General features: G+C 41.3%; 22 protein-coding genes. 17 read left to right on the top strand and 5 right to left on the bottom strand.

All coding sequences use genetic code 11. The features are described 5' to 3' along the window. The first annotated feature begins 122 nt into the window (after positions 1–122). On the top strand, positions 123–1646 hold the full coding sequence (locus tag V7783_RS16950) for a M17 family metallopeptidase (RefSeq protein ID WP_335679724.1): 1524 nt from the start codon (positions 123–125) through the stop codon (positions 1644–1646). A 124-nt stretch (positions 1647–1770) separates the two neighbouring features. Here the strand turns inward: V7783_RS16950 and V7783_RS16945 are convergent, their stop codons facing one another. Then, the gene (locus V7783_RS16945; RefSeq protein ID WP_335679723.1) at positions 1771–3408 is read right to left on the bottom strand and encodes a methyl-accepting chemotaxis protein; all 1638 of its coding nucleotides are present in this window, start codon (positions 3406–3408) and stop codon (positions 1771–1773) included. A gap of 183 nt (positions 3409–3591) precedes the next feature. Then, positions 3592–5817, bottom strand: a complete 2226-nt coding sequence (locus V7783_RS16940) for a S9 family peptidase (protein ID WP_335679722.1) — start codon at positions 5815–5817, stop codon at positions 3592–3594. 111 nt (positions 5818–5928) lie between these two features. Between V7783_RS16940 and V7783_RS16935 the strand changes: the two genes are divergently transcribed. After that, positions 5929–6321 carry an HIT domain-containing protein gene (locus tag V7783_RS16935; RefSeq protein ID WP_335679721.1) on the top strand — a complete coding sequence of 131 codons (393 nt, stop codon included), beginning with the start codon at positions 5929–5931 and terminating at the stop codon, positions 6319–6321. A gap of 31 nt (positions 6322–6352) precedes the next feature. Then, positions 6353–6883: a hypothetical protein gene (locus V7783_RS16930; RefSeq protein WP_335679720.1), complete on the top strand. Its 531-nt coding sequence runs from the start codon at positions 6353–6355 to the stop codon at positions 6881–6883. 76 nt (positions 6884–6959) lie between these two features. Here V7783_RS16930 and V7783_RS16925 read toward each other — a convergent pair whose 3' ends face one another. Next, on the bottom strand, positions 6960–8660 hold the full coding sequence (locus tag V7783_RS16925; RefSeq protein WP_335679719.1) for a dipeptidyl-peptidase 3 family protein: 1701 nt from the start codon (positions 8658–8660) through the stop codon (positions 6960–6962). 275 nt (positions 8661–8935) lie between these two features. On the opposite strand from V7783_RS16925, the gene V7783_RS16920 reads away from it, so the two are divergent. Continuing rightward, positions 8936–9775, top strand: coding sequence for an HDOD domain-containing protein (locus tag V7783_RS16920; protein ID WP_335679718.1), 840 nt, complete (start codon positions 8936–8938; stop codon positions 9773–9775). Positions 9776–9842: 67 nt separating this feature from the next. Here the strand turns inward: V7783_RS16920 and rdgC are convergent, their stop codons facing one another. Next, positions 9843–10754, bottom strand: coding sequence for a recombination-associated protein RdgC (rdgC, locus tag V7783_RS16915; protein ID WP_335679717.1), 912 nt, complete (start codon positions 10752–10754; stop codon positions 9843–9845). Positions 10755–10874: 120 nt separating this feature from the next. After that, positions 10875–12638, bottom strand: a complete 1764-nt coding sequence (locus V7783_RS16910) for a sensor histidine kinase (protein ID WP_335679716.1) — start codon at positions 12636–12638, stop codon at positions 10875–10877. Positions 12639–12916: 278 nt separating this feature from the next. Here V7783_RS16910 and V7783_RS16905 point away from each other — a divergent pair, with 278 nt between their 5' ends. The 13 genes from V7783_RS16905 to V7783_RS16845 all read left to right on the top strand — a co-directional run bounded on the left by V7783_RS16905 (position 12917) and on the right by V7783_RS16845 (position 26170). Next, the gene (locus tag V7783_RS16905) at positions 12917–13282 is read left to right on the top strand and encodes a response regulator (RefSeq protein ID WP_335679715.1); all 366 of its coding nucleotides are present in this window, start codon (positions 12917–12919) and stop codon (positions 13280–13282) included. 230 nt (positions 13283–13512) lie between these two features. Then, complete coding sequence (thrA, locus tag V7783_RS16900) at positions 13513–15930, top strand: bifunctional aspartate kinase/homoserine dehydrogenase I (RefSeq protein WP_335679714.1); 2418 nt, start codon at positions 13513–13515, stop codon at positions 15928–15930. 9 nt (positions 15931–15939) lie between these two features. Beyond that, positions 15940–16866, top strand: a complete 927-nt coding sequence (gene thrB / locus V7783_RS16895; protein ID WP_335679713.1) for a homoserine kinase — start codon at positions 15940–15942, stop codon at positions 16864–16866. Between the two features lie 18 nt (positions 16867–16884). Beyond that, positions 16885–18168 (top strand): threonine synthase, encoded by a 1284-nt coding sequence (gene thrC, locus V7783_RS16890; protein WP_335679712.1) that lies wholly within the window; start codon positions 16885–16887, stop codon positions 18166–18168. 739 nt (positions 18169–18907) lie between these two features. Continuing rightward, positions 18908–20164: a serine hydroxymethyltransferase gene (glyA, locus tag V7783_RS16885; protein WP_335679711.1), complete on the top strand. Its 1257-nt coding sequence runs from the start codon at positions 18908–18910 to the stop codon at positions 20162–20164. A gap of 103 nt (positions 20165–20267) precedes the next feature. Next, a complete protein-coding gene (gene nrdR / locus V7783_RS16880; protein WP_016708083.1) occupies positions 20268–20717 on the top strand; it encodes a transcriptional regulator NrdR in 450 nt (149 codons plus the stop codon). 1 nt (position 20718) lies between these two features. Beyond that, positions 20719–21855 carry a bifunctional diaminohydroxyphosphoribosylaminopyrimidine deaminase/5-amino-6-(5-phosphoribosylamino)uracil reductase RibD gene (ribD, locus tag V7783_RS16875; protein WP_335679710.1) on the top strand — a complete coding sequence of 379 codons (1137 nt, stop codon included), beginning with the start codon at positions 20719–20721 and terminating at the stop codon, positions 21853–21855. A gap of 25 nt (positions 21856–21880) precedes the next feature. Next, a complete protein-coding gene (locus V7783_RS16870) occupies positions 21881–22534 on the top strand; it encodes a riboflavin synthase (RefSeq protein ID WP_335679709.1) in 654 nt (217 codons plus the stop codon). A 29-nt stretch (positions 22535–22563) separates the two neighbouring features. Beyond that, positions 22564–23676, top strand: a complete 1113-nt coding sequence (gene ribBA / locus V7783_RS16865) for a bifunctional 3,4-dihydroxy-2-butanone-4-phosphate synthase/GTP cyclohydrolase II (protein WP_335679708.1) — start codon at positions 22564–22566, stop codon at positions 23674–23676. A gap of 101 nt (positions 23677–23777) precedes the next feature. Next, positions 23778–24242 (top strand): 6,7-dimethyl-8-ribityllumazine synthase, encoded by a 465-nt coding sequence (gene ribH, locus V7783_RS16860; RefSeq protein WP_016708079.1) that lies wholly within the window; start codon positions 23778–23780, stop codon positions 24240–24242. A gap of 15 nt (positions 24243–24257) precedes the next feature. After that, positions 24258–24668, top strand: a complete 411-nt coding sequence (gene nusB / locus V7783_RS16855; RefSeq protein ID WP_054206152.1) for a transcription antitermination factor NusB — start codon at positions 24258–24260, stop codon at positions 24666–24668. A 45-nt stretch (positions 24669–24713) separates the two neighbouring features. After that, entirely contained in the window at positions 24714–25688 is a 975-nt protein-coding gene (thiL, locus tag V7783_RS16850; RefSeq protein ID WP_335679707.1) for a thiamine-phosphate kinase, read from the top strand. Then, entirely contained in the window at positions 25685–26170 is a 486-nt protein-coding gene (locus V7783_RS16845) for a phosphatidylglycerophosphatase A family protein (protein ID WP_335679706.1), read from the top strand. The genes thiL and V7783_RS16845 overlap by 4 nt, the downstream gene beginning before the upstream one ends. Positions 26171–26193 lie beyond the last annotated feature (23 nt).

The raw sequence follows: 26193 nt of genomic DNA, 5'->3' as shown, positions 1-26193 counted from the left end.
GATTTATTTTACACTGTAACTGCAAGTTGCCAGCGGCACATTAGCTTGTCGTGCTTTGCTGGCAATAGCTATTTAAATCAATGATAATAAGGTCCTTAGTTTTTCGACAACAGGACCTTTTTATGGCATATCCTCACGCAGTTGCAGCCCCGCAATTAGATAACGCAAAACATGATGCGCTTATTATTATTGCCGATAATTTTTCACAATTAGACGATCCAAATCTAAGCCAAGCGATTAAAGCGCAAATGGTCGTAGATGCACGTATCGGTAAACAAGTCACATTCCTTGTGGTTGACTCAAAACGCGTGATTTTAGCCCCAACAGGCCCGTTAAACCGTGATTATGATGATGTCCGTCGCTATTTTGATGCTGCTAAACTCGCTATTATTGAGGCGAAAGCATCGGGCAGTACTAAACCTGCTATTTATTTACCACAAGCAAGCCAAGACAGCCGTTATCAGTATGCTTTAGAAGTGGCCTATTTAGGTGCATGCCAAGCTCTTTGGCAGCCATTAGAAGCGCGTGAGCATCATGGTGAAAGTATCGAACCAATTACCCAAATTGCGTTATTTGGTGCCAATGAGCAAACTATTAAAGCGGTTAATGCGATTGCAGCAGGGCAATACGCGGCGCGTGATTTATGTGGTACTGAACCTGAGCGTATGGCGCCACCGCGCTTTGCTGATTACTGCGTCGATTTATTTAAAGGCTCTAAAGTAACTGTTGAAGTGATTGCCGATATCGCCACTATAGACAAAGAATACCCAATGATGAGCACGGTAGCTCGCGCTTCATACGCGGTTGAGCGTCATCACCCGCGTGTTGTAAAACTCGAATATGTACCAGAAGGTGATGTTACTCGTACTTTGATGTTTGTTGGTAAAGGCTTAGTGTACGACACCGGTGGCGCGGATTTAAAAGTAGGCGGCTTTATGGCGGGTATGAGCCGTGATAAAGGCGGCGCGGCTTCTGTTGCTGGGTTTATGAAATCAGTTGCTGAGTTCGCACCTAAGGGCGTTAAAGTGATTGCCTTTTTAGCTGTGGTTCGTAACTCAATTGGCTCTGATTGCTTTGTTCCAGATGAAATCATCACCAGCCGTGAAGGCGTTCGAGTACGTATTGGTAACACTGATGCCGAAGGTCGTTTAGCTATGGGTGACTTACTAAGCGAAATGAAAGAGCTCGCTAAAACGCAAGTGAATCCAGAGCTCTTTACTGTTGCGACATTAACTGGCCACGCTGCCCGTGCCATGGGTCCATACAGTGCATACGTTGAAAATGGCCCAGCTCGTGCTGCTAATATTTCTCGTAAATTGGCTGATTGTGGTGATTTATGGGCTGATGGCGCTGAAGTGTCGCGTAGTCGCCGTGAAGATTATGACTTTATCAAACCACGGACTCTTGCGGATGATGTGCTATCAAGTAACAATGCAGCATCGGCAGTTACGGCTCGTGGGCACCAGTTCCCTATGGCATTTTTAGCAATTGTTGGTGGCCTTGATAAGCATGGGACTGACTCAGCGCAGCCTATTCCCTATGTGCATATGGACATTGCTGGCAGTGGTGTTGAAGGTGGCGATTGGCAACATGGCAAGCCTACAGCTGCTGGTTTAAGCAGCCTGTTTGTACGTTACTGTTTATAATTTTTATAGTCAGCTTATCGTTGATTTATAGTTAACTTGTAAGTACAAGCCCCGTCATTAAAGGTGACGGGGCTTTTTTTATTACAATCATCGCTGTAAATTAATTACCTACCGTTGAGTTTAATCAATCCAACTTAAAGCGACTCACAACATCAGTTAATTCTTGGCTACTGTGTTTTAAATTATCACTGGCGCTAGAAAGTTGTGCTGTATTTGCTAATGAATGCTCAGTTGATTGTGATAATTCATTAATGCGTAAATTTACTTCGTCAGCGGCACTTGATTGTTGCTCGGTTGCGCGGGCTATTTGGCCATTCATATCAGTGATCACCGAAACCAGTCGCTCAATTTCAGTTAACGAGTTATTAGCAGAACCCGCTTGCTCTACGGTGCTCGTTGATAGTTTCTGACTCGCGGTGACAGCTTCAACCGCCGCTTGTGCGCCTTTTTGTAGTTTGGCTATCATGGCTTGAATTTCGTCAGTACTTTTGCCCGTGCGACTCGCTAGCGTGCGTACTTCATCGGCAACTACGGCAAAGCCACGGCCTTGTTCACCCGCTCTTGCAGCTTCAATGGCCGCATTGAGCGCGAGTAAATTGGTTTGTTCAGCAATCCCTCGGATCACATCAAGTACTGAACCAATATTATTACTTTCATTGGCTAAATCAGCCGTAACTTGACTTACCGTTTCAATGTTGTGAGATAGGGTCTCAATGGCTTTAATCGTTTTTGCAACCACCTCTTTACCTTGTGAGGCATTACTTGCGGCATCAACGGCTGCATGCTCGGCAGCTTCAGCATTACGACTTACATCATGTATTTGATGGGTCATTTGCTCCATGGCAGCTGCGACTTGAGTTGAACTGTCGTTTTGCAGTTCGATGAAAGAATGGTTGGTTTTACTGGCATCATCAACAGTTTGCGCATGATGATTTACATCATAAGCATTAGTGGCAACTTGCTTGAGTGATTCACGAATTTTTGCAGTATATAAATTAAAGTATCGAGATAAACGAGATACTTCATCATTGCCGCTTTCATCTAATACTTGCGTTAAATCGCCTTCGCCTTGTGAAATATCCTTCATCATATTGGCAGCAAGTTGGGTTGGCAGCAAAATACTACGGGCAATTAAGTAACTTAAACCAATAAATAGTATAAGAATAATACTGGCATTGATGATCACTAGGGTGCGCAGTTCGGAAAATGCTTCATCAATGGTATCTAAATAGACCCCTGAGCCAATGATCCACTGCCAAGGCGTAAAGCCTTTCACAAATGCAATTTTATCTACAGGCTGATCTTTGCCTGGTTTTGGCCATTTGTATGGCACAAAGCCGCTACCTTGTTGTTTTACTATGTTCACCATTTCAACAAATAGTAGTGTGCCATCGGGGTCTTTATTATTCGCTAAAGATTTACCAATAAGGTCAGGCTTAATTGGGTGCATCACCATGTTGGGTTGATAGTCGTTGATCCAGTAATAGTTGTTTTCGTCATAACGCATAGCTGCAATAGTATCGAGTGCATGCTGCTGTGCTTGTTGTTTGTTGAATGTGCCATTTTGCTCTAATGAGTAAGCGTGGCCAATAATGCTATGGGCGGCTTCAACCAGATTTTTTGTTTTTGTGTATTGCTCTGTTTTTAGTGAATTATACTGTTGTGTGAGGCTGCTAATACTTAAGAAAAGTAAGCCAATTACTACCACACTCACCAGCATTGCTAAACGCTGGAAAATTGTAAAACGGCGTAGATACGACATAGAAGATCCTTTGTGTGTGCTCGCATTGTTCGCGAATATAATTAAGCGTAGTAAATAAGGTATAAAAATCTAGGTAATTAGCGGTTATTGCAGATAATAAATAACTGGGCAGTTTTTATTTGTACAAAAAAAGGCTGATTTTACAATCAGCCTTTAATTTAATTATTAAATAGTTTCACCGTGTTATTTAACGTCAAAGTGACGGTTAAAGAAGCTGGTAATTGTTTGATGTAAATGTGTTTGCACACTTTTACCACGTAGGCTGTGTTTAGAGCCCGGGTAAGTCATCATCTCAAACTGCTTTTCGTTATCTTGCAATTGTTTAAATAACTTAGTGGCATGTGTGAACAGTACATTGTCATCAGCCATACCATGGTAAATCATCAATGGGCCTTTTAAGCCATCAGCATAAGGAAATACCGCACTGTCTGTGTAGCCTTTAGCGTTGCTTTCAGGGTGTCCTAAATAACGCTCTGTGTAGTGAGTATCATATAATGCCCAATCAGTGACCGGTGCACCTGATACGCCCGCTTGAAAGTAATCACCAGCTTTAAACATGGTCATTAATGCCATGTAGCCGCCATAACTGTGGCCATAAATACCAATACGTTGTGGGTCTACATAATCAAGAGTGCGTAAAAATTCCACGCCTTTGATTTGGTCGGCAACTTCAACCACACCTAAGTGCTTGTATATTGCATCTTCAAACTTTTTACCACGGTTGTAAGAACCACGATTATCAAGTTGGAAAACCACGTAACCTTGCTGCGCCATATACTGGAAGTACAAGTTTTTGCTGCGCCAGCTATTAGTCACACGCTGTGCGTGTGGGCCGCCATACACATTCACCAGTACAGGGTGCTTTTTACCATCAGCTATAGTGGCTGGTTTAAATAAGCGATAATGCATTACTTGGCCATCATCCGCTTTGATTGTGCCATATTCTGGCTCGGCTAAATCTGCTAAGTAAGGCGTAAGTGGGTGGGTTTTGTCTAGCTTGTTTTCCTCAAGCCAAGTAATAAATTCACCGTTTATTTTACGAAGTGCAGCAGAGCCAGGTTTATTTACCGATGAGCTGTTATCAATAAATGTTTTACTGTCTTTAGCTATCACTACGTTGTGGTATTGGCCTTGCTCGGTAATACGCTTAATATCACCCTTTTTAAATAACGGCACACTGTATAAGTGACTTTCAAGTGGTGTATCTTTGCGTCCGGCAAAGTAGGCAATGCCTTTTTTCTCATCAATGCCTTTTAAACTATCAACCACCCAATCACCATCGGTAATTTGGCGGATTAACTTACCATTAGTACGGTAAAGGTATAAGTGCTTAAAGCCATTACGCTCTGAGGCCCACACAAAGTGTTTTTTGTCTTTCAAAAACTGTAGGTCAAAGTGCAGGTTGATCCAAGTATCACTGGTTTCAGTTAACGCAACTTTTTGCTCTTTTGTGTCGCTGTTATAAAAACGTAATTCTAGTGTGTGCTGAGAGCGGTCTTGCCATTGGTATGAAAGCGTTTTATTGTCTTCTAACCACTTAGCGCGGGCGATGTAAATATCGTCGTCTTTGCCGAGGTCTATCCAATCAACACTTTGATCGTTAATAGCCACAACGCCAAGTTGGATTTTTACATTGTTGGTGCCTGTAAATGGATAGCGTTGGTTGAATAACTTAACTTCTTCAGCGTAAATTTCGTTGCGAATAGCTTCTTTAACTGGGCTTTCGTCAATGCGGGTGAAAGCTATTTTTGATTCATCGCCTGACCACCAGTAACCTGTCATTCGGCCCATTTCTTCTTGCGCAACAAACTCAGCCATGCCGTTTTTGATAACGCCACCACCATCTTTACTCAGTTGAATCTCTTTACCTGATTTTAGATTTAGCGCATACAAGTTTTGTTCGCGAACAAACGAGATAAAATTCCCTTTTGGTGAAAAGCGGGCGTCTGTTTCAAACGCTTCGGTATCTGTAAGTTTACGGCTTTTTGCTGATGATACATTGTAATAATACAGGTCACCATTAAGTGGGAATAACAGCGCTTTGCCATCCTTAGACCACTTGTATTCTAAAATACCTTTACCAAAAATACGCTGGCGTTCGCGGCGTGCTTTTTCTTCATCTGAGAGATTTTCTGGGCCAGAAAATAGCTGAGCAGAATCCACTAAGATACGATTTTTGTTATCTTTTAAATTGTATTCCCATAAATCATAGCGGTTGTAATCATCGCTTTTACCCTGCAAATAGGTAACACGGCTACCATCAGGTGAAAACTTAAGTTGCACGGGGGCTTTACCCGCTAAACTAGGATCATCAAAAATACGTTCTAACGTAAGTGGCTGTGCTTGTACTGTGATGGTCGTTACCACCAAAGGAAGTAAGCATGAGAGGTGTTTAATTTTTTTTAACACGTGTTTACCTTCGCTCGAATAAAAACTGTCATGATGGTAAAGGCAAGCGTGGGCAACTGCAACTAAATGCTATAAAGTAGCGAAAAGTACTTTCTATATGGAATAAAAATAATGGTTGAATTCACTCTTGCCCCCGAGCTTGCCCGCGATTGTATTGAAGTGGCAGATTGGCCTTTGTGTAAAGTATTACTGATGAACGATAGCCAATACCCATGGTTTATTTTGGTACCTCGAAAGCCAAATTTAAAAGAAAGTATTGATTTAGACGATGTTGATCAGCTGATGCTAATGAAAGAATCAGCGAAATTAAGTCAGTTGCTTAAAGAAGTGTTTAACCCAGATAAGCTCAATGTTGCAGCACTTGGCAATATGGTGCCGCAGTTGCACATTCACCATATCGCACGCTTTAAAAGCGACGCCGCATGGCCTGCGCCTGTATGGGGAAAATTTGCGAGTGTCCCTTATACTAATGAGCAAGTAGAACAATTAAAAACGCATTTTTGAAAATCAGAATGAGTTACTTTTAGGGGATAGTATGAAATTAATAAAGCAACTTTGTGCCAGTGTATTTATTGCAGCCATTGCTGCTTCAACAGTGATAGCGAGCGAGAAGCCAGTAGCTATAGAAGTGGTAAATAACGCCAATATTAAAAACTTTGCAGCACATAACAACTTGGTTTTTTCAGCAGCGCAACCAACTGATGAGCAGTTTAAGCAACTATCGCAAGCCAAGGTGAAGCACGTTATTAATTTACGAGCAGCCAATGAGCAAGATTGGGATGAAGGGGCGTTAGTAAACTCTTTAGGAATGAACTACCACGCTATTGAGATTGCGGGTGCAGAAGATGTAAACATTGATAATGCAAAACGATTAGCCAGTCTTTTAGAGCAACTCAAAGGTGAGTCAGTGATTGTTCATTGTGCAAGCAGTAATCGCGTTGGTGCTTTAATGGCTATTTCAGCCCATCAGCAAGGCGCTGATATAGAGTCTGCAATTGAAACCGGTAAGCAGTGGGGAATGGCAAGTCTAGAGCCGATTGTTCGTGAAGTCATAAGTGATAAATAATTAGGCTGATAAATAATCAGAGTAAAAAAGCGTTACAGTGTAACGCTTTTTTTTATGTGAACTAATTTAGCTCATATTAATTAAGGCCGAGTACATCTTTACCTTGCTTAAAGGTTACATCTACAGGGATATTAGCTTGGCTTAGCTTTTCAAGATCTTTAGCTAGTTCTGCTTTAATATCACCATGAGTAGCAATCAGTTGATCAACTTTTTCATAATCACCGTCACCTTGTAAGGTTAAGATCAAGCGAGATAATTTTGCCATTGCTAGACCCATTTTTTCCATATTTACGCTGTAAAGGCCTTGCTCGTTTTTAGAAAACGCGCCTTCTTGTGCGAAAAAGTTAAAACGGATCATATTTGCTTTACCATGAGCACTCGATGCACCAAAGCGCACTGAGCGGAAGATGCCCGCCATAAAAGTAATGTAGTAATCTTCTAATGTACCTTCGGTGATCTCACCTTTGTTAAGTAACTGCTCAACCATGTATAAACCTAAAATATCGGCTTTGCCTTCTTCAAGTGCACTGGCGTGCTCTTGTAGTGATTGGCGCACTGTGCCTTTATCAGTGATGGTGTTTTTAATGCCTAAACCGTGAGCCACTTCATGGAACATGGTATTAGCAAAAAAAGCATCAAAAGTAATATGTTTGCGTTGCTCAGGAACGATTAACTGCTCAGAGATTGGCACTAAAATTTTATCAAACTTAGCGCGCATCGCATTTTTAAGTTGTAAGCGGCGAGTGCCTTTTTCAAGCTGTACTTGTTCATCATTAGGTAAATTGATAGCGATGGTTTTACTTCCTGCATTTGAATGGCCTGCGTAGTAAACAACATCGTATGCGTTCAAGTCAGCATCAGAGCCGGGAACTTCCTGTTTATACTTATCATCTACAGGTAAACCTTTTTGTAACTCAGGTAAAAATGCCGCAAATTTAGCAAGGCGTTCACTCCAGGCTAGATCTTTTACTAATACATACGATTCAAAAGCAGCACGATAACCAAATAGTTGATCTTCATACGTTTCGATTGGACCAATAACCACGTCTATAGGGTTATTCTTCATGTCCATCCAAGCAAAATCAGAGGCTTGATAGTCATCACTTAGAAGCGCATCGGCTCGTAAGTTTAAGTAGTTAGCAAATTCTTTATCATCAGCTAGTTTACTTGCTTCACGTAATAGTTTTGCTGCTTTCTCAAGAGCTTGCGCGTATTCAATTGAGTAGGCTACGCTATAAAGTTTGCCATTTTCATCACGTTTAATAACAGAATAAAGACCGTTTTTATCTGTTACATCAGCGTTGTTTAGTTCTTCTTTACTGATATCGGCTGGGTAAAATTGTGCCCCGGCAGTTTTTTCTTTATAGCCAGATAAAAACGCTTGATCGCCATTTAATCTGTCCCATGGGCCGTAGTTGATATCCGCGAACTTTTGTACTTTAGGGTCGTTAATCTTAGCAAGAAAAGCTGCCTTATCTTCACCGAACGCTTGACGCCAAAATAGGTCGTCCATGATTTTTGAGGCGTCGATAAGTTTTGCTATTAAGGCTTTTTGATTATCACTTAAATGTGATAAATCAGTCGTTAAGCTAAAGTCGGTATAGATATCGAGACGATTAGCGTCAGCGTTGATTAATTGTGGGCCGCTAGTTTGTGTTTGCTTTGTGGGTGTTGCAACGTCAGCAGAGGTTTTCGAAGTGCTGGCTTGCTCTGAACATGCGCTGAGAAAAATGGCACCGCTGAGGATCAGTGATTGGCTTATTTTATTAAGAGTCATTATGTTGCCTGTTAAAAAGTGGATTGAATATATGCCCTAGGTACAAAGGACTACTGCTTCCATGTTGTGTCAGCATTAAAGCAAATCTTATGCGTAAATAGCAAGTTTACTAAGTTGCGTTGTGCTAAGGCCTTGGGATATAAATTTTAGCAGAAAAATAAACTAAACTAATTTCTATAATTTCCTTAACTTTAGCGGTAACTTAGACAATACTGTAGCTATAAGAATCCATGATTTGGTATTTAAACAAATCAATACAAAAGGATGGCACATCTATGTCAACAGAAAACGCACTACTGACCATTTTGGTTGATCGTATTAATAATGACACGTTAGTTTTACCAACTTTACCTGAGGTTGCGGTGCGTGTACGCCAAGCAGCCGATAATCCAGATGTAAATTTAGCGCAAATGGCTGATGTTATTTCCCATGATCCAGCTTTAGCAGCTCGGATGATAAAAGTTGCGAATAGTGCGTTTATGGGGCGCTCGGTTAAAGTTTCAAACCTTAATCAGGCGGTTACTCGCATTGGTTTAAGGCAAATTAAAAATATTGCGACGGCGATGGCAATGGAGCAGTTGTTTGTTTCAAATAATGAATTGATCAAAGGCTATATGGATAAAGCATGGCAAAAAACGCTAAAAGTAGCTTGCCATTCAATTACACTGATGGAGTTTTTCTTAACAGAAAACAAAAAAACATCACTCAATCGCGACACCATAACCTTAGCATCGCTTGTGTATAATATTGGCGTATTACCTATTTTAACTGAAGCCGAACGCCATCCAGAAGTGTTTGCCAATCCGAGTTTTTTAGCGCATGCGATTCAAAAGCTCAGCGGTAAAGTTGGTGGAGCTATTATGCGGGCGTGGGATTTTACTGATGAGTTTGTTGAAGTAGCAGAAAGTTGGGCAAATCCAAACTATCGTCCAGAGCATATTAGCTATGTTGACTTCATTCGTATTGGTGCAATTATGGAAGGTATTTTACAAGTATCTGATAAGTCGGCAGCACTGCAAACTTATATCGATAAAGGGGTGATCCCATCGTTAGATATTTTCTCAAGTGATGAATACAATGACATGCTTGATGATGTGAAGTCGGTATTTAATTAATTATTATATTTTCAAATAAAAAAGCGCCAATTGGCGCTTTTTGTGTTTAATACAGCCTGAACCTAAATTAGGCTAAGTCTTCAACGTCACCTAAGCCAGCAGTTAATTCTTCAAGTAGCTGTTTTATTTCTTCTGAAGCAAGAATAAAGTCAGCATCAAGTTTAACTAGCATGTCTTCTTTAGGGATATCTGCATTCTCTTCTTTTAATGTTTCTGAGTAACTAAGGCGTTTAATTGAACCGTCGTTTTGCAGCATAAACTTAAGCCGCTCTTGCCAATCAAGGGCAAGTTTAGTAACGCGTTTACCACTTTCAAGGTGTGATTTTACTTCATCACAGGCAAGGTCATGGCCTTTAAGTTTAACTTGTGCGCCACTGTCATCGGCTTCTTCAAGTTCTGCATCTGAGCCAATCGCAAAACCTTCAGGCGTGCTAAAGTTAGTTAACCAGTCAGTTAAGAATACGTCTAAATCATAGTTAGCAAAGGCAGGTACTACCGGTAACGTGCCTAGTGATTTACGAAGCAAAGCTAATAACTCTTCTGCTTTGTTGAAACTGCCGCTATTGACCACTACCCAGCCGTTTTCTTGGTCGATAAAAGCAAACTGTAAGCTCGATTTTTTAAATGCTTGTGGTAGTAAGCTATGGAGAATGTTTTCTTTTAGTTCATCTTTTTCTTTTTTCTTAACAGGGCGATTTTCTTCTGCTTCGATAAGCTCTATTTTTTCGGCAACCATATCGTTGATAACAGATGCTGGCAGTACTTTTTCTTCACGTTTAGCGCATACTAAAATGCTTTTTTGTGAAAAGTGAGAAAGCGTATCACCGTGCTTACCAAAGGCTTTTGTCCAGCCAAAGGTACTTAAATCTTGGCTGCCACAAGGGCGAAATAAATCTTGTTCTAAGGCTTTATCAAAGTCTTCTTGAGTGTATGAAACGTCTTGTTTAAAGCGGTAACAAATAAGGTTACTAAACCACATAGGGAAATTGATCCATTCGGTAAATTTGCCCAATCATAGCAATAAAAAGCTGATGCGCAAATGACTGATTGGCCAAACGTTTAGCAATTAAGCAATGTCTTAGACAATCAGTATCGCGACCTAGTTATTAAATATAGACAAAGGTTTTGGCATGTCTTTGGGGAAACTAATATGGTAGTGCAAGCCTTTTCCTGGTGAGCTGGTTACCTCAATTTCACCGCTGAGAGTTTGTTTGACTAAGTTAAAGGTGATGTGGGTGCCAAGTCCGCTGCCACCTTGATCGCGTTTAGTGGTAAAGAACGGGTCGAATAGTTTCTCTAGTTGTTGCTCAGTGACCCCATTACCATTATCTTTAAAGTCGATAATTACTTGGTCGTCTTCATCTTTAATCGCAATATCAATAATCCCGTTACTGACACCATCAAAACCGTGGATCAATGAATTCATGATCAGGTTGGTAAATATTTGACTGATCGCCCCCGCAGGAAGATTTAAGGTTAAATCGTCTGGGCAATCTAAATTAATGTGATGAGTCGTGTGTTTAATTTTAGGGTGTAAGGAGCGAATGACTTCACCTAAATACTCTTTAAAATTAATAGTACGAACCGCCTCACTGGCTTGGTCGACAGCAATTTGCTTAAAGCTGGCAACCAATTCAGAAGCGCGATCTAAATTGGTAGTAAGCAAACTGGTACTTTGTTTGGCATCATTAATAAACTCTTCCAATGCTTTAGGGGAGAGCGTTTTATCTTTGTAAGCCGCTTCTATTTGTAATAAGCGCTCTTGTAAAAATGAAGTGGCAGTAACACCAATGCCTACCGGGGTATTAATATCATGAGTAATACCGGCAACAAGGCCACCTAATGCGGCCATTTTTTCTGAGCCAACTAGGCGCTCTTGTGCCATATTAAGCTCATCCACATAACGCTGCATTTCGGTTTGTTTAGTGAGTAGTTCTTGCTCGGTATGACGGCGTAAATCAATTTCTTCAGTGAGCGTTAGTTTTTGTTTTTCTAATTCGTATTTTTGCTGCTGTAAATCCATCATTGCTTGACTCAAGTTTGATGTTTTACGCGCCACTTCCTGCTCTAGTTGCAGATTTTGTTGATCAAGTTTTTCGTTACTGATCATTAATTTTTTTTGTGTATGTTCAAGTTCTTTGCGGTATTGCACAACTTTATCGATTAATTTATTAAACGACTCTTCCATCACTTTTAATTCGTTGTGTTCACTCGTTTCAATCTCGATATGTTGTCCTTCGAGGTCGTTTAACTCAAGGTCTTCTATTTGCTCTGTCAATTGCGCGAGGGGTTCGGTGAGCAATTTTCTAAATGCCATTAAAAACAAAATGATCAAGAAAGTGGTTTTGATCATCGCATTACCAATTAAAAAGTAAATTGAGATCATAATACGACTAAAGACCACTTCTCGGCTTGAAAACAGTGTTACATCACCTACTTGGGTGGCACGCCCTGAAAATTCAAAGATCAATGGAAAGGTATAACCAAATAAACCTGATGGGGTATCTTCGATGATGGCTTCTTCTTGCACTAATTGTTGGCTGTAGAGCTCGCGAATATCTAAAGAGCGGCCGAGTTGCGAAATGATCTCACCGCTGTCGTCACGCACAATAATGCCTTCGATCATGGGAATAGCTAATAAACCTTCTGCGGTAGTGATGGTTTGTTTGGTATTTAGCTCCCAAATAGCACGCGTTAAACTGCGGCTGAATGTTTTTTGCAAAGTCGTTAATTCATCACGGATATAATCTTTCGTGTTCACATACTCTGCTATAACTTGCCCGCACGTCACTACAAAAGTTAATAAAAAGTAGACGGATAACACGCTGGTAAGTAGCTTCTTCGACAGGCTTTTTTGTAGCATGGGTGTCCCATAGCTCCTTTATTTTTTACACAAAGCTTAATTCATACCCTAGCAACGAGTACATTCAATACTAAAGTTAGCTAATAAATGTTTAAAAATAAATAAAATAATCTTATTTAGCCGTATATTGCCTATTTTTCTTTTTTTAGCAAAAACTTAAGCTTATCGCTGTTAAATTTTTGTGTTATAAAATCACAATCACTTTGTAACATTATGATTTTTGAGTGACGATTTGCCTCACTCAGTGATCTATTATCGATATTTTAGTTGTCAATATTATGAATTTTTCCGTATTGGTGTGTGATGATTCTACAGTAGCACGCAAACAGGTTGTGCGCTGTTTAAATGAATGTATTACAGCAGATATTATGCAAGCAAAAAATGGCCGCGAAGCCTTAGAATTAATGAAAACGCATAATTTTGACTTACTGTGTCTTGATTTAACAATGCCAGAAATTGATGGCGTGCAGGTGCTTGAGGCAATTAAAGCGCAGAAAATAGAATGTTTTGTGTTGGTTATTTCTGCTGATATTCAACATGCAATGAAACAACGAGTTGCAAAATTAGGCGCTATTGATTTTATTGATAAGCCCATAGATAAAACCAGATTAAATGCAATTCTGCATAAATTTGGCATTCATTAGATTTGTTTATAACCAAAAAGCATAATTTATCTTTTTATTTAGGGTTGACAGAATAGCCATATATAGGGCAGTCTAAAGGCTATGAAAACAATTAATCACGTATTGACCATTATTATTACAACCACCATTCTAACTGGATAGTGGCATAGGTCGGTGCAACAAATTTAAAGGCCTGTGTTCACTAAGAACACAGGCCTTTTTTCGTTTTATGGGATGAGGAAACATAAAAAATGCGCGTATTAAAATTTGGCGGGTCGTCGCTTGCCGACTTTGCATGTTTGCAACAGGTAGCTCAGTTAGTAAAAGCACAACTAAAAGATGAAATGTTATTGGTGTTGTCTGCACCTGGTGGCATGACCGATTCACTGGTTGCATTAGCAAGTGCTGCAGAGCAGGGACTGGATTATAGCGAGCAATGGGATGCACTCGTTACACGATGTGAAGGTTTAAAAAGCGCTGTTGCAGCTGACTTTGGAGAAGTGCAGAACTGGCCTGATCTAAATGAACTGCAAAATAAATTAGCGGGCGTTAAATTAATCCAGTGTTGTCCTGATCAAGTGCGCGCGTATGTGATTAGCTTTGGTGAGCGTGTTAGCGTATCTCTGATGCAATGCTTATTAAGTTCACACAACGCCCGTTACCTTGAAGCCACAGATTGCATCGCATCAACGGGAGGGCATATTGATGCTGAAGCTGATTTAGCAGCAAGTAAAATTCGTTTTCAAGCCGCACTAAAAGCAAACCCTGCCACTATTTACATCATGCCTGGTTTCACGGCCAGCAATGAACAAGGGCAACTAACCACTTTAGGTCGTAATGGCTCTGATTATTCTGCGGCAATCGCAGCGGCGTGTTTAGAAGCGCAAGTGTGCCAAATTTGGACTGATGTTGACGGTGTTTACAGTGCCGACCCGCGTTATATTAAAAAAGCGACAAAGGTTGATTTCTTATCGTATAAAGAAGCGATGGAGCTATCTTACTTTGGCGCTAAAGTACTGCACCCGAAAACTATCCTACCGTGCGCTAAAGCGGGCGTACCGTGTGAAATTAAAAATACCCATAACCCAGAAGCGCAAGGATCATTGATCAGCAATGACAATGTGTCATCAGAGCCGGTAAAAGCGTTATCTAGCCTACAAAACCTTGCCATGCTAACTGTGTCAGGTCCAGGCATGAAGGGTAAAGTAGGAATGGCATCGAAGGTATTTAATGCCCTTGCCCATGATAACGTATCAATTGTATTGATCACTCAATCGTCGTGTGAATTTAGTATTAGCTTCTGTGTTCATGAATCAGATTTACCGCTTGCTCTGGAAGCATTGCAAAGTGCCTTTGAACTTGAGTCACAAGCCGGTTTAATTGAGCCTGTGCATGTGCAGCGTAACTTAGCAATCGTTACCCTAGTCGGTGATAATATGCGCGCTCATAAAGGCTTAGCGGCTAAGTTTTTTGCATCTCTTGCGCAAGCACAAGTTAACATTGTGGCAATCGCACAAGATTCGACTGAGAGTGCAATTTCAGCGGTGATTGATGGCGAGTTGTGCAACGATGCGGTAAAAGTGTGTCACGAAAACTTCTTCACGCATATTCCGTCAATTGATGTGTTTTTATTAGGTTGCGGTTTAGTTGGCCAAGAGCTAATTCAACAATTAGAGCGTCAACAGGCGTGGCTTGAAAAACGCAACATCAAACTAAACTTGTACGGTGTGGCTAATTCTCGTCAATTACACTTAGATAGCGAAGGGATTGCTTTTGATGATTGGCAGCAAAAGTTAGCAGCCTCAGAGCAAGCTTTTGACCTAAAACTAGTTGAGCAATTTGTTAAGCAAAACCATTTGATCAACCCGGTACTAGTTGACTGTACCTCGGCGGATGCTTTAGCTGCGCAGTACGTAGACTTTTTAAATGCAGGCTTCCATGTCGTTGCTGCAAATAAAAAAGCCAACACGAGCTCATACGCATATTACCAAGAACTAATTGCCGCAACGCAAAAGAACAATCGTAAGTTTTTATATGAAACGAACGTAGGTGCAGGCCTGCCTGTTATCGATAACCTACAGTCACTATTTGGTGCCGGCGATGAATTGCTTGAATTTAGCGGGATCTTATCGGGTTCACTGTCATATATGTTTGGCGCACTGCAAGATGGCTTGTCATTATCTGAGGCCACAATCAAAGCTAAAGAAAGTGGTTTTACAGAGCCAGATCCGCGTGATGACTTATCCGGTACTGACGTTGCTCGTAAGCTATTAATTATTGCCCGTGAAGCGGGTATGAAATTAGAACTGAGCGATATTGAAGTTGAATCAGTAGTGCCTGCAGGCTTTGCCGAAGGTGATAGCGTTGCTGAATTTATGGCGAAACTACCAAGCTTAGATGCACAGTTTAACGATCGTATTCAAAGCGCGGCTAGCGAAGGGAAAGTGTTGCGTTATGTGGGTACGATTAAAGCTGGTCACTGCAAAGTTGGCATCGAAGCTGTGGATGCTTCACACGCGTTGTCAGTTATTCGTGATGGTGAAAATGCATTAGCAATATTGAGTGAATACTACCAACCACGTCCCTTTGTTATTCGTGGGTATGGTGCCGGCTCTGCGGTAACGGCTGCGGGTGTATTTGCTGATATCTTAAAAACACTTTCGCGCTAGGAGAGAGCAATGATTGAAGTATATGCTCCGGCTTCTATTGGTAACTTTGCAGTAGGTTTTGATGCTCTTGGCGCAGCACTTGCGCCAATTGACGGCACATTATTAGGTGACGTTGTGGCGGTAACTGCCGCGACGACTGATGAGTTTGTTTGCTCAGGCGAATACGCTCACAAGCTCCCAAGTGACGCCAGTGAAAATTTGGCGTATCAATGTTTAGTGCATTTTCGTGAACATGTTGCGCCAACCATGCCAAGCGTTAAATTGGAACTGAAAAAGAATTTACCTATTGGTTCAGGGTTAGGCTCAAGTGCCTGCTCTGTAGTCGCCACATTTGCTGCATTGGATAAATTTGCTGACACTAAACTTAGCCAAGTACAACTGATTGAGTTAATGGCAGACTTTGAAGCAATCGTCAGTGGCGGGCGTCATTACGATAACATTACGCCTTGTTACTTAGGTGGTTTGCAGCTAACTGGTGATTTAATTCCAAACAAATCAATTGCCTTACCGGTTGATGAAAGTTGGTACTATGTGGCGGCTTTCCCTGGTTTCTCACTGAACACAGCTAAAGCACGTTCTGTGTTACCAAAACAACTCAGCATGCATGCCAGTGTTGAATTTGCGCAGCGCTTATCAGCCTTTAGCACCTTGTTGCTAACCAGTCGCTTTGATGAGGCGCTCACAATTATGAGTGATGAAATAGCAGAGCCGCATCGTGCACCACTGATCAACGGCTTTCGTGAAGCGAAAGCGGCATTACCAGAGCTTGGCGCAGAAATTGTTAGCATATCGGGTGCTGGGCCTACTTTATTTACCGTGTGTAAAACACTTGCAGCGGCGCAGCAATGCGCACAGTGGCTGGAACAAAATTATATCAATGAGCAAGGCTTTTGCCATATATGTAAGCTCGATAACGCCGGCACGCGTCAGTTATAAGAATTTAAGGAATTAATAATGCAATTACATAATTTAAAAGATGATTCACAAAAAGTGTCGTTCGTTGAAGCGGTTAAAACGGGGCTGGGGCGCAACCAAGGGGTCTTCTTTCCTGAGTCACTTGGCGCTATCGCTGATATCGATGCGTTGCTAGATATGGATTTTGTTACTCGTAGCAGCAAGATATTATCACACTTAATTGGTGATGAACTGCCAGCTGATACCGTTGCACAGATGGTACAAAATGCCTTTAACTTTCCCGTAAAATTGGTTGAAGTTGAAAAGAACATTTACTGTTTAGAGTTGTTTCATGGTCCAACGCTTGCGTTTAAAGACTTTGGTGGGCGCTTTATGGCTGAGTGCTTAGCACAATTTAGCCAAGGTGAAAAAACCACAATACTCACTGCAACCTCAGGGGACACTGGCGCAGCGGTTGCGCATGCCTTTTATAATAAGCCCAATATTGATGTGGTTATCCTGTATCCAAAGGGAAAAATCTCATTAGCGCAGCAGAAACTGTTCACAACATTGGGTAATAACATTCACTGTTATGCGGTTGAAGGCAGCTTTGATGATTGCCAAGCGATGGTTAAAAATGCCTTTTTAGACGATGAAGTTAAATCGCGCTTAGGGTTAAATTCAGCAAATTCAATTAATATCAGTCGCTTAGTTGCACAGGTGTGTTATTACTTTGAAGCCATCGCACAACTGCCAAAAGCGCAACGTGCTAATGCGCATATCTCAGTCCCAAGTGGTAACTTTGGTAATGTGTGCGCGGCGATGATTGGTGCGGTAATTGGTTTACCTGTGGGTAAATTAAGCGCAACAACGAATCAAAATGATACGGTGCCACGCTTTATGCTTGATAAAAACTGGGCACCAAACGCAACAATTGAGTCTCTATCAAATGCTATGGATGTGAGTAAACCTAATAATTGGCCTCGCGTACAAACCATGCTCGATAACAATTGGTTTAGTTATGATGACTTTTATTCAACTAGCGTCAATGAAAATGACACGCAAGCAGTGATGAAAAAAATTCAACAAACAGGCTATGTGGCTGAACCTCATACAGCGATTGCTTATCAGGGCCTTAAAGCTAACTTAGCTGCTGATTCTGCTGGTATTTTCTTAGCCACAGCACACCCTGCGAAGTTTAAAGAGAGTGTTGAAGAGATACTTGATATTGAACTTGAAATGCCAAAACCATTAGCAGATGCATTAGCTAAACCATGTTTGGCTGAAGATATTAATAATGACTACACCGTGTTGCGCGATATTTTATTAGCCAAATTAGGTTAATGATTACTCGCTATGGTTAGTTTATAAAATAAGCGGTGTGATGAGATGTCATACCGCTTTTTTTATGTTTTTAGCGTTGTTAGATGAAAATATTTTACTTATATCAATGCGCGTGAGCGACGGTTCAAGATACGTAAAAATAAAATTAATAGTCCACAACAACAGAGCATCACGCCTGCGGGGTAAATAAATTTATAGGGTATCCAGCGGATCAATAAAATTCCAGTTATGAGCAAAAGTAATGGTTTAAACTCATAATAGTAAAAGTTTTTATTAGCGCGAATACGATTTACTTGATGATCCTTTCGCCGCGCATTAGAGCGAAGTCGCCAAATGTTGGCACCATTAAAAAATAATAATACACCTAATGTCGTTGGCAATAAGGCGCTGGAAGCGACAATACAGAAGCTACCAAAAGCGATATAAAAATAAGGAATTGATTCGTAGATAGGTTTAGCGAGCATAATATATTAGTTCATCATCCATGATTACATTTCATACAATCCTAGTTTAAATGCCTGTAAATGCAATGACTGATAACATTAAAAATATAAATGGCGACTGGTTCTGTTTATTAATTTTAGTTATGTTTCAATAAAAAAATATCATTACAAAAACACTGTGAATTAAATTCAATCCCTGTTTAAATATGTTCATCTTTACACCGTAGGCAAATTGACGTTTTCAGCGTATAATTCAGCCTTTAAAAAATACCATACACGTTGCCCTAGGAGCCCCCATGTTAGAACGTAGCATGAATATTTCGGATTTTGATCCAGAGTTATTTGACGCAATCAACAAAGAGACTGCTCGTCAAGAAGAACACATTGAGCTAATTGCATCTGAAAACTACTGTAGCCCACGCGTACTTGAAGCGCAGGGATCACAGTTAACTAATAAATATGCTGAAGGCTACCCAGGCAAGCGTTACTACGGTGGTTGTGAGCACGTTGACGTTGTTGAACAATTAGCGATTGACCGTGCCAATGAGTTATTTGGTTCAGATTACGCGAACGTACAACCGCATGCGGGTTCTCAAGCGAATGCAGCTGTTTTCTTAGCGCTCTTAGATGCGGGCGACACTGTACTTGGCATGAGCTTAGCGCATGGTGGTCACTTAACGCACGGTTCACATGTAAGCTTCTCTGGCAAGCTTTACAACGCAATCCAATATGGACTTGATGAAGCAACAGGCGAAATTGATTACGCACAAGTTGAAGCACTTGCTCTTGAGCACAAGCCAAAAATGATCATCGGTGGTTTCTCAGCATACTCAGGTATTGTTGATTGGGCTAAATTCCGTGAAATCGCTGATAAAGTAGGTGCTTACCTGTTTGTTGATATGGCTCACGTTGCGGGTCTTATTGCTGCTGGCGTATACCCAAGCCCAGTACCTCATGCACACGTTGTTACTACAACGACTCATAAAACATTGGCGGGTCCTCGTGGCGGTCTAATCATCTCTGCATGTGGCGACGAAGCGATTTACAAAAAGCTAAACAGCGCTGTATTCCCTGGTGGCCAAGGTGGTCCTTTATGTCACATCATTGCAGCAAAAGCAGTGGCGTTTAAAGAAGCATTACAACCTGAGTTTAAAGTTTACCAAACACAAGTTGTTAAAAATGCCCAAGCTATGGTTGCAGTAATGCAAGAGCGCGGCTACAAAATTGTTTCTGACAAAACAGAAAACCACTTGTTCTTACTTGATCTAATCGATAAAGACATCACTGGTAAAGATGCTGACGCAGCACTAGGTAATGCTAACATTACAGTAAACAAAAACTCGGTACCAAATGATCCGCGTTCACCGTTTGTTACCTCAGGCTTACGTATTGGTTCTCCTGCAATCACTCGTCGTGGTTTTAAAGAAGATGAATCAAAAGAGCTTGCTGGCTGGATCTGTGATGTACTAGACAACATCAATGATGAGTCTGTACAAGCACAAGTAAAAGAGAAAGTTAAAGCAATCTGTAAAAAATTACCTGTTTACGCTTAATTGTTAAGCTGACAGTAATTTAGATCACAATAGCGTTGTTTTTTGCTATTATAAAGGCCGCTTAAAAGCGGCCTTTTTTGTTTTTTAACGGAAGCTAATACCTATGCATTGTCCATTTTGCACCGCAAAAGATACCAAAGTGATTGACTCGCGCCTTGTTGGCGGTGGTCACCAAGTAAGACGTCGTCGTGAATGTAATGAATGTCATGAACGCTTTACTACCTTTGAAGGGGCAGAGCTTGTAATGCCAAGAGTGATCAAACAAGATGGCAGCCGTGAACCATTTAATGAAGACAAACTACTCAATGGTCTTCACCGCGCATTAGAAAAACGCCCCGTCAGTACTGAGCAAGTTGATGAAGTAGTTAACATTATCAAATCGCAACTACGTGCCACTGGTGAACGAGAAATATCAAGTCACTTAATTGGTGAATGCATTATGGAAGCGCTGAAAAAACTCGATAAAGTAGCGTATGTCCGTTTTGCTTCAGTGTATCGCTCATTTGAAGATATCCGCGAATTTGGTGAGGAAATCGCCCGTTTGGGGGAATAATATGCATCCACCAAAATTTACTGAACACGATCAAATTTATATGGCACGCGCGATAGAGCTTGCCAAGCAAGGGCGGTTTACCACGACACCTAACCCCAATGTGGGCTGCGTGTTGGTAAAAAACAATATAATTGTTGGTGAAGGTTTTCATCAAGTTGCAGGCCAAGGCCACGCAGAAGTTAACGCATTATTAATGGCTGGTACACAAGCAAAAGGTGCCACCGCCTATGTAACCTTAGAGCCATGTAGCCATTTTGGCCGTACTCCACCTTGTGCTGAAGGTTTAAAAGCTGCTGGGGTGATCAAAGTGATTGCGGCCATGGTAGATCCTAATCCACAAGTAGCAGGTAAAGGTTTAGCCATTTTAGCCGATGCAGGTATTGAGGTTGCATCAGGTTTATTAGAATCCCAAGCACGATTGCTAAATCGTGGCTTTTTAAAGCGTATGGAACACGGAATGCCGTTTGTTACCTGTAAAATGGCGGCAAGTCTCGATGGCAAAACTGCGCTTAAAAACGGCCAAAGTAAATGGATTACGGGTACTGCCGCCCGTCAAGATGTACAATTACAGCGCGCCCAAAGCTGCGCTATTTTAACCGGTGCAGACACCGTATTAATTGATAACGCAAAACTCAATGTGCGTGTTGATGAACTGCCACAACCATTGCCGACTCAATTACCCGTTCGCCAGCCTGTGCGTATCATTATCGATTCACAAAATCGTTTAACGCCAGATTTAGCCTTATTTAGCATTGCAAGCGAGATAATAATTGTCACCACTGAACTTGATAAATCAGTGCAATGGCCGCATTACGTAACTCATATTGTAGTGCCTGCAAAAGATAATAAAGTTGATTTAAAGGACGTATTACGGCAATTGGCACAACAGCAACAGTTTAATCATATTTGGCTAGAAGCAGGGGCAACCTTGGCGGGTAAAATGGCTGAATATAATTTAATCGATGAGTATATTGTCTACCTTGCGCCGAAATTGTTAGGAAATGATGGTAAAAGCTTACTAAACTTTGCGGAACTGACCTCTATGCAAGAGGCGGTTGATTTAACTATAAACGAATGTGTACTAATTGGTGATGATATTCGTATTACTGCAATACCGCGTTTAGTTGCATTGCCTTAACCAAATTATTTAAAGAGTAACGACTATGTTTACTGGGATCATTGAAGCGACTGGCACGATCAGCGAATTACAGCAAAAACAAGGCGACTTAGCTATTCGCATTCAAAGTAATGACCTTGATATGGCGGATGTCAATTTAGGTGACAGCATTGCAACCAACGGTGTGTGTTTAACCGTAGTAGCAAAGCACAGCGATGGCTTTAGCGCTGATTTATCTAATGAAACGATTGGTTTGACAGGCTTTTCACATTATAAACAAGGGCAAAAAGTAAACCTTGAAAAAGCCATGCAACCGGTGTCTCGCCTCGGTGGACATTTAGTGTCTGGTCATGTTGATGGTATTGCAACAATCACCGCAATCACACCTAATGCCCGCGCCGTTGAATATTGGCTCAGCACCGATGCACAATTGATGAAATACATTCCTTATAAAGGTTCAGTGTGTATTGATGGCATTAGCTTAACGGTAAACGCGGTAGACGCTAATACCTTTAAACTGACCATTGTGCCGCACACCAGTGAGCAAACGACTATAGCCGATTTTAAAGTTGGCACACAAGTGAACTTAGAAGTCGATCAAATAGCCCGCTATTTAGAGCGCTTGATCAAAGGCGCAGAGCAACCAGCAAGTTCAGATATTTCAATGAGCTTATTAGCTCAAGCTGGCTTTATAAAGTAAAAATACTCCACAACTTACACGAGCAGATTATGAATTTACACAGCGCACAAGAAATTATTGATGACATTAAAGCCGGTAAAATGGTTATTTTGATGGACGATGAAGACAGAGAGAATGAAGGCGATTTAATTATTGCCGCGGAACATATTAGTGCTGAAGCAATCAATTTTATGGCAACTCACGGCCGTGGTCTGATCTGCTTAACAATGACCCAAGAGCGTTGTGAGCAACTAGATTTACCACTGATGGTGAAAAATAACGGCGCAGCTTTTTCAACTAACTTCACTATGTCAATTGAAGCTTCAAAAGGGGTTACTACCGGTATTTCTGCTGCCGATCGTGCTCGTACAGTGCAAGCGGCTATTGCCAAAGGTGCAGTACCCAGCGATATCGTACAACCTGGGCATATTTTTCCAATTATGGCGCAGCCAGGCGGCGTGTTAACTCGAGCTGGACACACTGAAGCGGGTTGTGACTTAGCGCGTTTAGCAGGGCTTGAGCCATCATCAGTGATTGTGGAAATTCTTAATGCCGATGGCACCATGGCACGTCGTCCTGATTTAGAAGTGTTTGCTGAGCAACATAATATCAAAATTGGTACGATTGCCGACCTTATCGAATACCGCAATATGAATGAAACGACTATTGAGCAAGTGGCAAAGTGTAAATTGCCAACCGTGCACGGTGAGTTTGATTTAGTAACTTATAAAGACACCATCGATGGTCAGCTGCATTACGCATTGTTAAATGGCGAAGTGAAAGCGAATGAACCAACCTTAGTGCGCGTTCACTTACAAAGTACTTTTAACGATATTTTATTATCTGATCGCAGTGCCGATAGAAGCTGGGGTTTATCAGATGCGATGGCTTATATCGCAAAACACCAAGGGGTGTTAGTGATCCTTGGTAAACAAGAGTGCACCGATGAACTAGAAGCTACAGTTAAAGCCTTTGCCGCCGAAGATGCTGGTGAGACTGTAGCGCTTCGTAAGTTCCAAGGTACATCGCGTACGGTTGGTGTGGGCTCGCAAATTTTGGCTGACTTGGGCATCGAAAAAATGCGCTTAATGAGTCTTCCTAAAAAGTACCATGCATTATCAGGCTTTCACCTAGAAGTGGTTGACTACGTTGAACCACAATAAGCACGACGCTTAAACTAGGCTATTATTTTATTTATATGGTATGATGCGCAGCAATTTTTGCGCAATCGCAACCGCTTGAACTTATTTTTTAGGGTTATCGAATGAAAATTATTGAAGGTAATAAATACGCTCCGGGTAAGAAATTCGCTATCGTTATTTCTCGCTTTAATGACTTTATTGGTAGCAGCCTTTTAGCAGGTGCTGTTGATGAATTGAAACGTACTGGTGGTGTATCAGATGATGATATTACTGTTGTTTATGTACCAGGTGCGGTTGAATTACCTTTAGCAGCGAAACGCGTTGCAGCAAAAAAAGAGTATGATGCAATTATCGCTTTAGGCGTTGTGATCAGAGGTGGAACACCACACTTTGATCTTGTCGCAGGCGAATCTAATAAAGGCTTAGCGCAAGTGTCGCTTGAGTACGATATCCCAGTTGCATTTGGCGTATTAACCACAGAAAGCATTGAGCAAGCGATTGAACGCGCGGGCACTAAAATGGGCAACAAAGGCGGCGAAGCTGCTTTAGGTGCGCTTGAAATGGTTAATGTGTTAGATAAAATTTAAGTTTAAGGAATTTTTGTGAAACCAGCAGCAAGACGTAAAGCACGTATCTTAGCACTTCAGGCCGTTTATTCTTGGCAATTAAGCGGCAATGCAATTGCCGATATTGAACAACAAATGTTGATCGAAAACGATGTGACTAAAATTGATGTTGAATACTTTAAAGATCTTTCACGTGGTGTTGCTATAAATCATAAGCAACTAGACGAAGCCGTATCGCCACATTTAACCCGTCCATTTGATGAGTTAGACCAAGTTGAGCGCGCTATTTTACGTTTAAGCAGCTATGAGCTGAAATTCCGTGAAGATGTACCATATAAAGTGGCTATCAATGAAGGTATTGAGCTTGCTAAAATTTTTGGCGCTGAAGATAGCCATAAATTTGTCAATGGTGTACTTGATAAAGCGGTAAAACATTTACGTAAGTAATGTAACCGTAAGAAGGAGAGCCGGCATAGGCCGGCTTTTTTGTGTATGAAGGAATTTGAATTAATCAATCGCTACTTTAAAGGTCGTGGCATTAGTCGTCGTGATGTTAATTTAGGGATTGGTGATGATTGTGCTCTGGTTACTGTACCAGAGAATTGCCAATTAGCTGTCACTACAGACACACTTGTTGCAGGCGTGCACTTTTTTGATGATATTGCACCGCGCGCCTTAGGTCATCGTGCATTGGCGGTAAACTTAAGTGACTTGGCTGCAATGGGGGCTGAACCCACATGGATTTCTGTGGCGTTAACCTTACCCAATATTGACGTTGAGTGGCTTGAAGAGTTTACCGAAGGTATGCATGAAATTGCTGAATACTTTAACGTGCAAATTATTGGTGGTGATACCACACAAGGGCCACTAACGATTACTATTTGTGCCAAAGGCACTGTGCCGCACGGTAAAGCGCTGCGTCGTAGTGGCGCTAAAGTAGGTGATTGGGTTTATGTTACTGGGCCGCTAGGTGATGCAGGCCTTGCTATAGAGGCGCGTAAACAAGGGATTAAAGTCGCTCCAGAGTATTTAAGTTATGTTAATCAGCGGTTTGATTATCCGACTCCGCGCGTTGCTGCAGGGCAAGTGTTGCGTGGCTTAGCCTCGGCGGCTATTGATATCTCCGATGGACTCATAGCAGACCTTGGCCATGTACTAGCAATGTCTCAAGTGAGTGTGTGTATTGATGTGAATAAAATACCAACCTCAGATGCAATGCGTGCTACTTTAGACACTAATCAGCAACTGCCTTTTATTCTCAATTATGGGGATGACTATGAGCTACTATTTACTGTGCCTGATAGTAATAAAAGTATGTTGGAAGTGAAATTACAGCAATATGGGGTTGATGCTGCCTGTATTGGTCAAATAAAAAGTGGTGAAGGGCAAATCGAGTTAATGCTTGATGGCGAAAAGCTAGCGTATGAACATACTGGCTTTGAGCACTTCGCCAAGGAGTCGGTTTGAATAAACCCGTATTATTTAATTTAAAACGCCCTCATCAATTTTTTGGTTTGGGTTTTGGTTTAGGCTTAGCGCCGAAAGCACCAGGTACATTTGGCACATTTGCAGCACTGCCTTTTATTTTTATTACCATGCATTATCCGCTTTGGCTGCAGATTGTATTTGCTGTGGTGATCAGTATTTTTGGTCTTTGGGCATGTGGTAAAACCGCCGATGATCTTGGCGTACATGACCATCCTGCTATTGTGTGGGATGAAGTCGCTGGATTTTACATCACTATGATTGGTGCGGCGATCAGTTGGCAATCTTTATTGATTGGTTTTGTACTGTTTCGCTTTTTTGATATCGTTAAGCCTGGGCCAATTAGAATACTTGATAAACGCCTACACGGTGGTTTAGGTATTATGGCTGATGATGTTTTAGCGGGTATTTTTTCATTAATTTGTGTTCAGGCATTGTTTAAAATGGGTTACTTGCCCTTTTAACCTTAGTTTTGCAACGAGGTATT

The sequence above is a fragment of the Pseudoalteromonas sp. genome (assembly GCF_036960685.1).
GTDB lineage: Bacteria > Pseudomonadota > Gammaproteobacteria > Enterobacterales > Alteromonadaceae > Pseudoalteromonas.
The sequence above is the reverse complement of the archived record's forward strand: the minus strand, read 5'-3'. Positions and strand labels throughout refer to the sequence as shown.

Coding starts and splice junctions, on each gene's coding strand:
- ribH (WP_016708079.1), top strand. CDS start 23,778: ATGAAAATTATTGAAGGTAATAAATACGCTCCGGGTAAGAAATTCGCT.
- ribD (WP_335679710.1), top strand. CDS start 20,719: ATGCATCCACCAAAATTTACTGAACACGATCAAATTTATATGGCACGC.
- thrA (WP_335679714.1), top strand. CDS start 13,513: ATGCGCGTATTAAAATTTGGCGGGTCGTCGCTTGCCGACTTTGCATGT.
- V7783_RS16925 (WP_335679719.1), bottom strand. CDS start 8,660: ATGACTCTTAATAAAATAAGCCAATCACTGATCCTCAGCGGTGCCATT.
- V7783_RS16930 (WP_335679720.1), top strand. CDS start 6,353: ATGAAATTAATAAAGCAACTTTGTGCCAGTGTATTTATTGCAGCCATT.
- V7783_RS16910 (WP_335679716.1), bottom strand. CDS start 12,638: ATGCTACAAAAAAGCCTGTCGAAGAAGCTACTTACCAGCGTGTTATCC.
- thiL (WP_335679707.1), top strand. CDS start 24,714: ATGAAGGAATTTGAATTAATCAATCGCTACTTTAAAGGTCGTGGCATT.
- V7783_RS16870 (WP_335679709.1), top strand. CDS start 21,881: ATGTTTACTGGGATCATTGAAGCGACTGGCACGATCAGCGAATTACAG.
- thrB (WP_335679713.1), top strand. CDS start 15,940: ATGATTGAAGTATATGCTCCGGCTTCTATTGGTAACTTTGCAGTAGGT.
- V7783_RS16950 (WP_335679724.1), top strand. CDS start 123: ATGGCATATCCTCACGCAGTTGCAGCCCCGCAATTAGATAACGCAAAA.
- V7783_RS16920 (WP_335679718.1), top strand. CDS start 8,936: ATGTCAACAGAAAACGCACTACTGACCATTTTGGTTGATCGTATTAAT.
- V7783_RS16905 (WP_335679715.1), top strand. CDS start 12,917: ATGAATTTTTCCGTATTGGTGTGTGATGATTCTACAGTAGCACGCAAA.
- V7783_RS16945 (WP_335679723.1), bottom strand. CDS start 3,408: ATGTCGTATCTACGCCGTTTTACAATTTTCCAGCGTTTAGCAATGCTG.
- glyA (WP_335679711.1), top strand. CDS start 18,908: ATGTTAGAACGTAGCATGAATATTTCGGATTTTGATCCAGAGTTATTT.
- rdgC (WP_335679717.1), bottom strand. CDS start 10,754: ATGTGGTTTAGTAACCTTATTTGTTACCGCTTTAAACAAGACGTTTCA.
- thrC (WP_335679712.1), top strand. CDS start 16,885: ATGCAATTACATAATTTAAAAGATGATTCACAAAAAGTGTCGTTCGTT.
- ribBA (WP_335679708.1), top strand. CDS start 22,564: ATGAATTTACACAGCGCACAAGAAATTATTGATGACATTAAAGCCGGT.
- V7783_RS16935 (WP_335679721.1), top strand. CDS start 5,929: ATGGTTGAATTCACTCTTGCCCCCGAGCTTGCCCGCGATTGTATTGAA.
- nrdR (WP_016708083.1), top strand. CDS start 20,268: ATGCATTGTCCATTTTGCACCGCAAAAGATACCAAAGTGATTGACTCG.